Raw genomic sequence first — 12565 nt, 5'->3', positions numbered from 1 at the left:
GTCTTCGGCAGAACGGTACTCACGCACCATCAGCAAATCACATAAACCAATCATGAAAGACGAAAAGACACAACTCAACAACCTCAACCGGCGGAAAGTGCTGGCCGGACTCGGCGCAGTGGGCGTCGCGTCAGTCGGTGCTGGTTTCGGCACCTCCGCGTTCTTCAGTGACCGCGAAGCCTTCGGTAACAACAGCCTCGTCGCCGGTGAACTCGACCTGCTGGTCGACTGGCAACAGCACTACCGCATGAACGCCGAGACGACGTTCGTCAACGCACACCCCGACCACGACGGCGACGGCGAACAGTCCATCGCCGCCGACAACGACGCTGGCCAGATCAAGTACAGCGACTTCCCGGACGAAGACGACGAGGACAGCAACGGTGCGAACATCCCAGTCCTCGACTGTGACAACATTCCGCCGCTCTCGGAAGCGGAGTTCGGTGTTGACCCGACGACCGGCAACGAGATGGACTCACTCGTCCAGTTGGCCGACGTGAAACCCGGCGACTCGGGCGAAATCACCTTTAGCCTCCACCTCTGTGACAACCCCGGCTACATCTGGATGCAGGCCGGCAACGTCACCGAAGACGGCGGCGCGATGACCGACGCCGAAGCCGCCGTCGATCCCGACAACCTCCCGGATCTGGCGAGTGCAATCAACGCGACGCTGTGGTACGACGAAGACTGTGACAACGTCTACGACCCGGCCGAGCCGACAGACATCATGCTGACGCTCGATTTCTCCGGCTCGATGTTGTACCGCCAGTTCGGCGGTGTGGTCAGCGAGGACGACATCGCGATCAACGGCAACTCCTACGATGTCACGACGAAAATCGACCTCGTCGAACTCGGAACGCGCCAGTTCATCGACTACCTGCAAGCCCAGAACGCGGACGTGCAGGTCGGCGTTGCCTACTTCGATGGCAGTCAGGCCGACGACCCCTCCGGGACCGCTCGGACGGGGGTCCTCCAAGAACTGACCAGCGACCTGTCCGTGGTCGACAGCGCACTATCGGGCCTCCGGCAGAAACTGGCGAACGTCGTCAGTGGCCCGTACACCAATCCGGACAGCAGCACCACCAACCCGGACGACGGCGACGGTGATCCCGACCCCGAAAACGGCAGCGACATCGCCGAGGGGACCTACATCGGCGAAGGTGTCGAGGACGCACAGGACGAACTCGACGCCAACGCCCGGAGCGGTGTCCGCGCGGCTAACATCGTCCTCTCTGATGGGAACTCCTTCAGCGGGCAGTCTGGCACCGCATTCATCTCGCCACAGGACGCAGCCACTGACGCACGCCTGAGCAGCACAGACAACCCGGCAACGAACGTCTACACCATCGCTGTCGGTGACGACACCGACGACGCCACGCTCCTCGCGATGGCCGGAGAGGCGGGGGCCTCGACTGGTGGCGACGCGACGTTCTTCAACGACGTCGAGGATCCAATCGAGATTCCGTCGGTCTTTGGCCACATCGCGGCGCAGTTCGTCGGCGAGAAAGTCATCATGGAAGACACGCTCGACAACGTTCTCGCCGAACTCGCGGGGGGGAACGGCATTCCGCTCGATGGGAATCGTGCGACGATTTACGACGAACTGGTTGACCCCGCAAACGACGAGGACCGTGAGGCGTTCCGCGGCAACGGCACGATGCACTGTGTCGCACTTGAGTGGGAACTGCCCTTCGAGGTCGGCAACGAAGTCCAGGGCGACACCGTCGGGTTCGACCTCGGCTTCTACACCGAACAGGAGCGGAATAACGACGGCAGCGGGCCGAGCGTCGCGGCCTGAAACGGCCGCTTCTTCGGCGAATTCCGTTTATCGGCCTGAAAACGGCCTGTACGGTCATCGTACCAACCACTGCGGGACTGGAAACCGCATCATACCTATGCCGTGGTCTGACGAGGGAGACGTATCGAAATCGACCACACGACAACGGAGATACACTAATGCAAATCACAAGACGGGAACTGCTGGCAGGCATCGGAGCCGGAGCTCTCGGAGTCTGGGGGTTCAGTCTCGTACAGTCCAGCCCGGAGTTTCACTACTACACCTACGCAGCCGACGGTGATGTCGACGACCGCCGAGTCCGCGTCGCTTGGTACGAGCGCTATAACGGCGCCTTCCAAGAGACACACAACGGGACCACGGACCCCGGATTCGACTCGGCACTCGACCCCGATACTGCGCCCACATACATCGAAGAGGCCACGTACGTCACGGATGTCGCTGGCCCGGCCCTCACTATCGGGAACACGCTCCCCGGGGACGAGGGAACACTCGTGGTCGGCCTCGAGGTCGTCGATGACGCCGACTTCATCGCCGAACCGCTCGATATCTGGCTCCAGGCAGAGATTACCGGCGACAGCGAGAACGGTCTCAGCGGACCGGAACTGGACGCCGGCGATTCCACAGCGACCGACGGCGAGCTTGACGATCAAGTTATCGTCGAACTCTGGCACGATGGTGCGCCACTCGGGTCCTGCAACGGTCAGAAGGACTTCATGGAAACGCTCGAAAGCCCCATCGTCGCTCGCTCACCACTGAGCGTTGCGTTCGGTCCGGAAAGCAATATCAGGGATGACGACGGCCGGCGCGTCATCGAGTCGCTCGATCCAGGTCAGACACGGTGCATCGCGCTCTCGTGGTCGTTCCCGGAGAGCACTGCGACCAACGCCGCCCAAGGCGACAGTGTCTCCTTCGACCTAGCCTTTAGCGGCGTCCCCGCTGGAGCGGCTACCCCGTTTACCGGAGGCTCAACATGACGATGACTCGCCGCCGCATCCTCGCGGCGCTCGCGGCGGCCGGCGGCGCGGGCGCGCTCACCGGGAGTACGGCCAGCGCACTGCTCCGGGAGCGCGAACAGGGCAGCCTCGAACTCACGACAGGGTTAGTCGACCTCGTCATCGATTACTGGGAGAACTCCGCGGGGACACTTAACCCCGCGAGCCCAGACGGTACTATCGACGGAACACAGTTGGCCGTCCCGTTGGCGGGCGACAGCAGCCGCACTGTGTTTCGGCTCTCACTCCCTCAATCGGAGAGTCCGAACAACCCAGCGAGTCTCTGGTTGAAAACCGACTGCCCGGAGGGGACAACACTCGCAGAAGCGATGCAGGTGACGCTGTCGTACGCCACAGCCGACGGCACGCCGACGACGCAAATCGCCAGTGGCTCGCTCCGGGCAGTTGCGAACGCGCTTCGGACTGGCACGCGGCTTGACGGCGACCCGACCACACCGGAAATTGATTGTCTGACCGACGAACTCTATCTCACGATTGAATCCGATCTTGGCCCGTACGTCGGGTCGGAGACGGTATCATTGCCACTGTCGCTGGTCGCTACTCAGTGTCGCAATACTGATCCCGAGGAGAATCCGTTTCCCGCTGACGCTATCGACGCCCGTTGCCGTCCCGCTTACAGCTGCGACTGTTGCTGGACTATCGGCAAGGTCGAAGTCGAAAGCGGCCTACACCGCGGTCGTACGTACGGCTTCGACGAGGGATTGGCGGGCTACGCCATCCGCGTGACCGACACTGACGGCGACAGTGGTGTTGCCTTCGAGTTGGTCACGACCGGCAACGACGTGCCTCGACTCCCGCTCTGTGACGTGACAATCAAGGGCGGCCCGCCAGACATTCACTATCCCCGACGGAATGACGCCTTCGGCTTCGATACGAGTACCTTAGACGGTGCCATCGACGGTCTCATCTACGCGCCCGAGAACGCAAATAACGGCGGGCGCTACAGCATCAGCTACATCCTCGTGAGCGTCTGCGCACCGACGCTAGCCGATGGGGGCTGTCCTGACGACGCCGTAAATGGTGCGGCCAACGTTGGTGTCCGACCGGTCAAGCGGGAGAAGAATCGGAAGGAGAGACACGAAAAACCGTTGGGAGGTGTGACGCGATGAGCGTCGATATCCGCAAGCGACTCCCGAACGCGCGCAGCGTTGCGGCCGCGCTGGCCGTCATGATACTCTTCGCCGCGCTCATCCCCTTCCTCGTCTTTGCCGTCCCGCAGGTAGTCGGGGCCGACCACAGCTTTGTCATCCTCTCAGGGAGCATGGAGCCGACGGCTTCTCCCGGTGATGTGGTCATCGTCGATTCCTCGGCAGGCGTCGCAGTCGGTGATGTCATCACGTTCGATGACGGCAACACCGCCCCGACGACCCACCGCGTCGTCGGCATCGAAGATGGCCAGTATGTCACACAGGGCGATGCAAACCAGAATCCAGATACACAGCGCGTCGCACCTGGCGACGTGCTCGGCCGTGTGACGCTGACGATTCCGCTTATCGGCCATGTTATCCTCTGGGTAAACACTCCCACTGGCTACGTGAGTCTCGTCATCGCGCCGCTGGTCTTGCTCGTCGGGAGCGAACTGTTCGTGTGGGCACGCAAGAAAACGGACAGTGGTGACGGCGACGAGGGGGAGGCCAGCGACGACGACAATCCGGTGTTAAAACCGGCTGTCCGCCGTATCGACGACATGCGCGCCGAGTCCGACGACGCTGCGAGCACCGCGAGTACCGACAACACACCAACCGAATCTGAGGATGTCCCCGAGACGGTAACCGTCGCTGTCACGGATCTGAAGTTGACCGCCCTCGCAATGGTTGGGATGGCCGGCTACGCCGCTTGGAACGTCTACCGCGAGGTAACCACTGTCGGCGCGCCTGACCCCGTTTCGGTTGCCGCGCTCACCGCTGGCCTGCTTGGTCTCGGATTCGCTATCTGGGTGACGGTCACCGCATGGCTGGCCGCGGCCAATGCCGAGACTGACCAGCCCGCGCTGCCACCATCGCGTGCTGACGGCGGCACGGAGAGCGAGCAATGACCCGACCTGTCGTGGTCTTCGTCGCCGCAGTCGTCGTCTTCGCAGCGGCGACGGTTGGTTTCGCCCAAGGAGGCGGGTCCGTCAGCCTACTCAGTGATGAGGAACGCCTTGCCATCGAGTTCAGCGCGAACGACGGCACCGACGACTTCGACATCATCGAGCAATCATCGGAACCGACCGTGTTTCGATCTGGCGCAACGGACGACACTGACCCTGTCCCGCCGACGGCCACAGACAACGACACCGCACCGCCGTCCGCGCCGGTTGATGGAGGCGACGGTAACGGCAGTGACGCCGATGACAGTAACATCACCGCCGAATCCACAGACGAGACCGTTACAGACGGTGCTCCCGCTGGAATGAACAGCACTGAGGGTAGCACGACCGGCGAGACTGTCGCCAACGGAACGGAAACCGGTGACAGCAACACTGAACACGGCACCGAAACCGCACAACAGCACAGGGACGACGCGGTCACCAAGAACGCGACGAGTCCTGACAGGGACGAAAATGAACCCACTAAACCGACTTCCGAGGGAACGACCGATGGCGAGGCGACCGATACTGACGGAGCAGAGAGTAACAACGATGCTACCGACGGTGACGCCATGCCCACGGAAACGGACGACGCCTCAAGTGTCGATGATAACGAAGGCGATGACAGTGGCAGCAGCAGCGGCGAAAGCGAATCCGAATCCGATGTCACTCCGGCGGAAAAGTCGGGGGACACTGACCAGTCCGATCAACTACCGGAGGACTCGGAGACCGATGTGACTGATAGCGACGCTACCGGCGAGGCGGCAACCGACGAGGACGGTGTGGCAGACGACGAAACTGCCTCGTCTCCTGACGAAACCGTGACTGTCACCGACAGCGAGGCGACCGACACCAATGGAGCAGAGAGTAACAACGATGCTACCGACGGAGACGCCATGACTACAGAAACGGACGACACCCCAAGTGTCGACGACAACGAAGGAGATGACAGTGACAGCAGCAGCGACGACAGCAAATCAGAATCCGAGTCTGGTGTCGCTCCGCCCGAGAAGTCGGGGGACACCGACCAGTCTGATCAACTACCGGACGACTCGAAAACCGATGTGACTGATAGCGACGCTACCGGCGAGGGGACAACCGACGGGGACGCCGCGGCGGGCGACGAACCCGAGGCTGTCACCGACAGTGTGAGGCTTTGATGTCTCCACAACGGCGGGTCAAGTGGGTTCTCCTGCCGGGGATGTCAAGCGGCGCTACCCGCCGGAACCTCCTCCTCCTGCTTGTCTATCTCTTCGCCGTCTTGTTGGGTGTGGCGCTGGCGCTCGCAACTGTGTGAGTGTCCGGTGACTGTTCTCGTGTAGATGAACGTCACATCAAAAAGACAGGCACAGCGAGATCACTCATATTATTCTGTGACTCTTGGCGGATCTGGCGAAACAGCTCTTGTGTATGTGATATTGGGCAGGAGCGACTGCTGAAGAGAGGGCGTGTAGCCAACAGTGAAGAATTCTGTCCGTTCTGTACTACACAATTTCAGTCTGCCAAATTTGAAGGCAAATTATTTCAGAGCGTGTCACGAACTAGCTTGTATACCCCACGAAGTGAAGACGAAACGACGGTGAATGAGAGCTACTCAGTTACGGTCCCAGCGGTGGTACGGCAGGAAGCTGGCGTTGAAGCCGGTGACAAAATCCGCTGGCACGTCGACGAGGACGGGGATCTCTCAATCAAACTACAAGCAACAGTACGGGGCATTTTCACAGCTCGAACCGGTCGATCTCGGAGAACCAACCAATGCTGCCGAAGATCACGATCTCGTTGCCGGAGACTACTGATGGCAGCGGTTATTGTAGACGCAAATGTTCTCATCGCGGCCCGTCTCTCCCGCGATCAAAATCACGACCGTGGAGAAGCGATCACACAGGCCATAGATCAAGGAACGCACCCGACAGCGTACGTCCTGAGCGACGTTCTTGCGGAAGTCATTAACAACCTCCAAGCGAGGGCCGGACACGATGCCGTAATCGAGATCAGCGGGTTCTCACTCAGGCAGACGACAAAATCTGAGTTCGACACAGGTCGGTCACTGTTCCGACGGTACGAGCCACTCTCGCTAACCGATGCCGTCATTGTTGCAATGATGCACAGAGAAGACATCGAATATCTCTACAGCTTCGACGACGGATTCGACAGTGTGTCACGGATTACTCGTCTCACGACACCTGTCAATCCATTTGAACAATAAGGCCCTGGGTGATTGATCTGATTTACCGACCTTTAGATGCAGCCTTGTGCGAGATATGCGCCCTGTATTCAGCAGCGTTGAAAATTCTATTCGATTTTCTATCATAAATAGGGGAAAATCGCTCAGTTCGCATTTCTGCTGCACGGCTGTTTCGTCGATTTCGGGTTGAAACGAACCATGACGACCGGATACATCTGCTCTCTCTCGCAGTGCTTTCTGAAGCGATACTTCTTCTGAAACCCACAGGACTGTACTGGTGAGAACGGATCTACGACACGCCAAAAACAGCCGCCGGGCTCAGGCCCCAATCATCCGCGCGGCGATTTCGGCGTACTCGATGACGACGCCGAATCCTGGGATGAGCAGAATCGTGGCCAGTGCCGCAACAGCGATAGCGACGTACAGCCCGGTCGGGTACTCTGTGAGTTCGAGGTCCCCAGCCGCGTCCTCGGCCCACAGCGCGCGAACGATGCGGGTGTAGTAAAACAGCGAGACGACGCTGTTGATAACCAGCGCGGCCCCGAGCAGCCCTTGTCCGCCGGTGACCGTGGCAAAGAGCAGGTAGAACTTCGAGAAGAACCCACCGCCGATTGGCAGGCCAGCCAGCGAGAACAGGAACACTGTCATCGCTGCACACGCGAAGGGTGCCTGCTCGCCGAGGCCGTGGTAATCCTCGACAGTTCGGCCGACTTCCCAGTGCTCTGCCAGCGCGATGAACAAGAACGCGCCGGTGTTCATGAACCCGTAGACGAACAGGTGGGCCATCCCTGCGCCGAGAATCGATATCTCGCCGTCGACAGAGCCAGTGAACGCCGCCAGCGCGATGAGCACGTAGCCGGCGTGTGCAACCGAGGAGTACGCCAGAATCCGCTTGACGTTGTTCTGTTTGAGCGCGCTGAAGTTGGCAACGGTCATCGTCACGACGGAGATGATCAGGAAGGCGTCCACCCAGTCAAAGACGCCCGTTGCGCCGCCGAAGACATCGACGAACACCCGGAATCCGAGGACGAATCCGGCAGCCTTCGAGGCTGAGGAGATGAACGCCGAAATCGGGGCCGGCGCGCCCTCGTACGCGTCTGGAGCCCAGAAGTGGAACGGGACGGCGGCTATCTTGAACGCAATGCCGCCGAGAATCATCACCATCCCGACGCCGAGCAGACTCGTGAACGGTGTTCCGTCGGCAATCGCCGTCGTGACCGCGCCGAACTGCAGCGACCCGGTTGCGACGTAGACAAGCGCAATGCCGTACGCGAACACTGCCGACGACAGCGCGCCGACGAGGAAGTACTTCAGTCCAGCCTCGGCGCTGCCTTCGTTGGTTTTCAGCGACGCGACCAGCGCGTAGGAGGGCAGACTGACGAGTTCGATGGCGATGAACGCAGTCACGAAGGAGTTCGCGGCGGTGACGGTCACCATCCCCGTCGCGGCAAGCAGGACTAGCGAGTAGTATTCGGCCTGATACGGGTGGCCACGAAGGTACTCGTGGCTGGCAAACGCCACGAGGACAACGACACTCGTGATAATCACCGTAAAGAACAGTGACATCGCGTCGATGACGAGCGCGGCGCCGAACAGCTCGAGCGCGCCCTGTGGCGGTTCCTGACCCGCCGCTGGCTGGCCTGTGCCGGCAAAGAGATACCAGACTGCCAGCCCCAGCGCGACGAGGCCACCGGTGACCGAGGTGCCGGTCAGGAGCACGCTGCTAGACTCGTCGGGGTCGACCATATCGACGGCCAGCAGTGCAAGCGCTGTTGCGAGCAGGGCTAGCGCCGGCCCGAGTGCGGTCCAGTTCGGAAGCGTCGTTATCTCACTCATCGCAGCTCACCCCCGAACACGTTGTTGAGTTCAAGCACTGGCTCGATTGCGTCCTGAATCGCCTCGTAGACGAGGTCTGGCTGGATACCCAGCAGGATAATCAACCCGAGCAGGACGGCAAGCGGCGCGACGTCGTGGACGGGCGCTGGCTCAATTTCGTAGTCGGTCTCCAACTCGAAGGGACCGAAGATAGCCCGCTGCATCGCCCACAGCAGATAACCAGCGACGATGACGATTCCAAACATCGCGATTGCGGTGAAAATCGGCGCGCCGGCGACGACAGTGGAGTCGAAGGCGCCGATGAAAATCAGCACCTCGGCGACGAACCCACTCATCAGCGGGAGGCCCATGTAGGCGAACGAGCCAGCGACGAAAATCCACGCGGTAAGTGGCATCTTGTCGGCAAGACCGCCCATATCGCCGACCATCCTCGTGTGGGTCGCGTTGTAGAGAACGCCGACGGACATGAACAGGAGTCCCGAAATCAGTCCGTGGCTGACCATCTGGAAGGTTGCCCCGCTCATTCCGTGGGGCGTGAACGCGACCAGTCCCACGATGACGTAACCCATCGAGGAGATGGAGGAGTACGCAACGATTCGCTTGAGGTCACGCTGTGCCAGCGCAAGCATCGCACCGTAGATGACGCTTATCACACCGACGGCGGCGATAATCTCTGCTGCTGGTGAACTCGTCGCCACATCAGCGAGCATCGTGAAGTTGAATCGCAGCAGTGCGTAGGTCCCCATCTTCAGCAGGACGCCAGCCAGAATGACCGACACCGGCGAGGGGGCCTGAACGTGTGCGTCCGGCAGCCACGTGTGGAAGGGAACGACTGGCACCTTCACTGCGAAGCCAAGGAACAGCAGTAGGAACGCGACTGCGCGCAGGTCTTCCCCAGCAAGCCCGAAGACGGTCTGGCTGAGTTCGCCCGCCTGCAGCCCCTGTGCAATCGCGGGCAGGCTGAGATGGGTGAGTGAGTCGCCCAGTCCGAGTACGAGCATGAACAGGCCGACGAACATCACAAGCGAACCCAGGTTCGTGTACAGCAGGAACTTCGCGCCGGCATATTTCCGCCGTGGCCCGCCCCAGACGGCGATGAGGAAGTACATCGGAATCAGCACCGCCTCCCAGAAGATGAACCACAGGAAGAAATCGAGCGAGGTAAAGACACCGAGCAGCGCCATCTCGATGAGCAACATCAGCCCGTAGAACTGGGACTGGCGCTCGTCGATTGGCGTCCACGAGGAGATGATTGCAAGCGTCGTCAGCACTGTCACCAGCACAACCAGCGGGAAACTCACGCCGTCGACGCCGACGTGATACTGCAGGGTGTACTGGCCGAACTGGAACCAGTCAATCTGTGTCTCGAAGGCAATCTCACTGCCAGCCAGCAGCGCGTTGCCGGCGGCGTCGAACTGCGTCCACATATACAGCGACAGTCCCAGCGGAACGAGGCTGAGCCACGCAGCAAGTTTCGGTGCCGTCTCGTCGCTAGCGACGAAGACCCACAGCGCGCTGACGAACGTTGCGGCGAGCAGGAGTTCGATCAACATTCAGACCCACCCCCCTGTGACCGCGAAAACGAGCAGTAAGACGAGCAGTCCCAGCGCTAACAACGCAACGTAGGTGGTGACAACCCCGCTCTGGAGTCGCTGGAACCGGCCGCCGGCGAACAGACTCACGCCGCCGGAGCCGTCGACGATGCCGTCGATCAGCCCCTGGTCGAATTTGTTTGCGAGCGTTGCAACCGGGAGTGTGACCCCGCGTGCCAGCCAGACCTGATACTCGTCTTGATAGTAGTTGTTCATAAGCAACGTGCGAAGACTGCCGAGGTTCGTCATGTGTGGGTCGGGGTCCGCACCGCCGTAGAGCCGCCACGCAACGAGCGCGGGAATGACTGCGAGGACGAGCGCAACCACGCCGCCGACGAGTGCGAGCGTTCCCTCACCAAGCCCGCCATAGCCAGCAGTATAGCCTGCGCCGTACTCACTCGTCAGGACGTGGTGGTAGTGTTCCGCCGTCAGCGCACCCTCAGCGAACTCGCCGCCCACTGTCTCGCCGTTGAGCCAGCGTTCGAGAAACAGCGCGTCGTCTGGGAGGACTGACTTGAGCACGGCCATGTTGAGGACGCCAGCCACGACAGAGAGCACGCCAAGCACGACCAGCGGTACCTTCATGCTCAGACTCACCGAGTGTGGGTCCTCTGCGGTGTCGGTCCGGGGCTCACCGTGGAATGTCAACAGGACCATCCGGAAGGTGTAGAATGCAGTCATGATGACCGCGAGCAGTCCGAGTGCGTAGGCGACAAAGAGTACGGGCGACCCGCCGCCGAGGGCGTGAATCAGCGTCTCGTACAGCACCTCGTCTTTCGACCAGAAGCCAGCGAACGGGAAGATGCCCGCGAGTGCGAGCGAACCCGCAAGGAAGGTGAGATAGGTGGTGCGTAACTCGTCTTTCAGCCCGCCCATCTCCCACATGTTCTCCTCGTGGTGCATGGCGACGATGATTGCGCCAGCCCCGAGGAACAGCAGCGCTTTGAAAATCGCATGGGTCGTCAGGTGGAAGACGGCAGCGAGATAGCCCCCGCCACCGAGCGCGAGCATCATATAGCCGTACTGCGAGATTGTCGAGTACGCGAGCACCTGCTTGAGTTCCTGTTTGACCAGCGCCATCGTTGCCGCGAAGAAGGCGGTGAACCCACCAACGAGCGCAATGACCGACAGCGCCGTCGGCGACAGCGCGTAGAAGCCGTACATCCGCGCGATGAGGTAGACACCTGCCGCGACCATCGTCGCCGCGTGGATGAGCGCCGAAACTGGCGTCGGGCCTTCCATCGCGTCTGGGAGCCACGTGTGCAGCGGGAACTGTGCGGACTTGCCGACTGCGCCGCCGAGCACGAGCAGGCCGATGACCGTGAACCACGACTGCGCGCCGAGTCCGAAGGTGTTGATACCACTGGCGTCGCCCGATTCGAGTGCTGACTCTGCCATCGTGACGAACGACTCGGTCCCCGCGAATTGTGCGGTGCCGAACGTTCCCAGCACGGCGACGACGCCGATGAGGAAGAAGTAGTCACCAAAGCGCGTCACGAGGAAAGCCTTCTTTGCGGCGCTTGCGGGGCCGGGTTTGCGGTACCAGAAGCCAATCAGCAGGTACGAACAGAGGCCAACGAGCTCGAAGAAGACAAAGGACATCAGCAGGTTATCGCTGAGGACGAAAGCCATCATCGAGAAGGTAAACAGCGAGAGTGCGGCGTAGTACCGTGGAAGGTCAATCTCTCCTTCGGCGTTCATATAGCCCAGCGAGAAGACGTGAACGAGCAGCGAAATGAGCCCAACGATGGTGAGCATCAGCGCTGACAGCGGGTCAATAAGAACTCCAAACGTGAGCGTCACACCCTCGCCAGCCCCCGCGACGAGCGTGTACAGGGTCTCGTGTCGCGGCACGGCACCGGTTGCAAGCTGGATGACCGTCGCGACAGCAACGAGAAAGCCCACGCCGGTCGAGACAATCCCGAGATAGGCTCCCTTCAGGGGGAGATACCGCCCGAACGCGAGGATCAACAGGAAGGTAACGAGCGGGAAGAGTGCAGCCACTTCTGCGCCGCCAATACCCGGGACGATGGGAATCGAGACGCCCGTTGAGAGTGCAATACCGACCAT

10 protein-coding genes and 1 pseudogene are annotated in these 12565 nt (G+C 60.9%); 7 read left to right on the top strand and 4 right to left on the bottom strand.

The genetic code is table 11. The annotated features are described in order from the left end of the window. Window positions 1-52 precede the first annotated feature (52 nt). The 5 genes from ACMGFM_RS05080 (at window position 53) to ACMGFM_RS05060 (ending at window position 6042) form a co-directional block, all read left to right on the top strand. Window positions 53-1798, top strand: coding sequence for a vWA domain-containing protein (locus tag ACMGFM_RS05080; protein ID WP_436901357.1), 1746 nt, complete (start codon window positions 53-55; stop codon window positions 1796-1798). A gap of 158 nt (window positions 1799-1956) precedes the next feature. Continuing rightward, window positions 1957-2772: a hypothetical protein gene (locus ACMGFM_RS05075; RefSeq protein ID WP_436901356.1), complete on the top strand. Its 816-nt coding sequence runs from the start codon at window positions 1957-1959 to the stop codon at window positions 2770-2772. Beyond that, the gene (locus ACMGFM_RS05070) at window positions 2769-3920 is read left to right on the top strand and encodes a hypothetical protein (protein WP_436901355.1); all 1152 of its coding nucleotides are present in this window, start codon (window positions 2769-2771) and stop codon (window positions 3918-3920) included. The genes ACMGFM_RS05075 and ACMGFM_RS05070 overlap by 4 nt, the downstream gene beginning before the upstream one ends. Beyond that, window positions 3917-4846, top strand: a complete 930-nt coding sequence (locus tag ACMGFM_RS05065; RefSeq protein ID WP_436901354.1) for a signal peptidase I — start codon at window positions 3917-3919, stop codon at window positions 4844-4846. The genes ACMGFM_RS05070 and ACMGFM_RS05065 overlap by 4 nt, the downstream gene beginning before the upstream one ends. Continuing rightward, window positions 4843-6042: a hypothetical protein gene (locus ACMGFM_RS05060; protein WP_436901353.1), complete on the top strand. Its 1200-nt coding sequence runs from the start codon at window positions 4843-4845 to the stop codon at window positions 6040-6042. Before ACMGFM_RS05065 ends, ACMGFM_RS05060 begins: the two co-directional genes overlap by 4 nt. 44 nt (window positions 6043-6086) lie before the next feature. Here ACMGFM_RS05060 and ACMGFM_RS05055 read toward each other — a convergent pair whose 3' ends face one another. Continuing rightward, complete coding sequence (locus tag ACMGFM_RS05055; RefSeq protein WP_436901746.1) at window positions 6087-6215, bottom strand: hypothetical protein; 129 nt, start codon at window positions 6213-6215, stop codon at window positions 6087-6089. Between ACMGFM_RS05055 and ACMGFM_RS05050 the strand changes: the two are divergent. Together ACMGFM_RS05050 and ACMGFM_RS05045 are read left to right on the top strand one after the other, a co-directional pair. Beyond that, a pseudogene (locus ACMGFM_RS05050) lies at window positions 6180-6515 on the top strand (hypothetical protein); the annotation flags it as partial. The gene ACMGFM_RS05055 and the pseudogene ACMGFM_RS05050 overlap by 36 nt on opposite strands. A 162-nt stretch (window positions 6516-6677) precedes the next feature. Then, window positions 6678-7088, top strand: coding sequence for a type II toxin-antitoxin system VapC family toxin (locus ACMGFM_RS05045; RefSeq protein WP_436901737.1), 411 nt, complete (start codon window positions 6678-6680; stop codon window positions 7086-7088). 297 nt (window positions 7089-7385) lie between these two features. Here ACMGFM_RS05045 and ACMGFM_RS05040 read toward each other — a convergent pair whose 3' ends face one another. From ACMGFM_RS05040 to nuoL, 3 genes are read right to left on the bottom strand one after another with little or no spacing between them, the layout of a single operon-like run. Then, window positions 7386-8903: an NADH-quinone oxidoreductase subunit N gene (locus ACMGFM_RS05040; protein WP_436901352.1), complete on the bottom strand. Its 1518-nt coding sequence runs from the start codon at window positions 8901-8903 to the stop codon at window positions 7386-7388. Then, window positions 8900-10456, bottom strand: coding sequence for a complex I subunit 4 family protein (locus ACMGFM_RS05035; RefSeq protein WP_436901351.1), 1557 nt, complete (start codon window positions 10454-10456; stop codon window positions 8900-8902). Before ACMGFM_RS05035 ends, ACMGFM_RS05040 begins: the two co-directional genes overlap by 4 nt. Further along, on the bottom strand, window positions 10457-12565 hold the full coding sequence (nuoL, locus tag ACMGFM_RS05030) for an NADH-quinone oxidoreductase subunit L (RefSeq protein ID WP_436901350.1): 2109 nt from the start codon (window positions 12563-12565) through the stop codon (window positions 10457-10459).

It is taken from the genome of Halovenus halobia, from assembly GCF_051414135.1.
GTDB lineage: Archaea > Halobacteriota > Halobacteria > Halobacteriales > Haloarculaceae > Halovenus > Halovenus halobia.
This window is presented reverse-complemented; position numbering and strand designations above follow the sequence as displayed.

Bases quoted from the DNA above. Each gene is read 5' to 3' on its own strand.
- ACMGFM_RS05080 (WP_436901357.1), top strand. From the start codon at position 53: ATGAAAGACGAAAAGACACAACTCAACAACCTCAACCGGCGGAAAGTG.
- ACMGFM_RS05075 (WP_436901356.1), top strand. From the start codon at position 1,957: ATGCAAATCACAAGACGGGAACTGCTGGCAGGCATCGGAGCCGGAGCT.
- ACMGFM_RS05070 (WP_436901355.1), top strand. From the start codon at position 2,769: ATGACGATGACTCGCCGCCGCATCCTCGCGGCGCTCGCGGCGGCCGGC.
- ACMGFM_RS05065 (WP_436901354.1), top strand. From the start codon at position 3,917: ATGAGCGTCGATATCCGCAAGCGACTCCCGAACGCGCGCAGCGTTGCG.
- ACMGFM_RS05060 (WP_436901353.1), top strand. From the start codon at position 4,843: ATGACCCGACCTGTCGTGGTCTTCGTCGCCGCAGTCGTCGTCTTCGCA.
- ACMGFM_RS05045 (WP_436901737.1), top strand. From the start codon at position 6,678: ATGGCAGCGGTTATTGTAGACGCAAATGTTCTCATCGCGGCCCGTCTC.
- ACMGFM_RS05040 (WP_436901352.1), bottom strand. From the start codon at position 8,903: ATGAGTGAGATAACGACGCTTCCGAACTGGACCGCACTCGGGCCGGCG.
- ACMGFM_RS05035 (WP_436901351.1), bottom strand. From the start codon at position 10,456: ATGTTGATCGAACTCCTGCTCGCCGCAACGTTCGTCAGCGCGCTGTGG.
- nuoL (WP_436901350.1), bottom strand. From the start codon at position 12,565: ATGGTCGGTATTGCACTCTCAACGGGCGTCTCGATTCCCATCGTCCCG.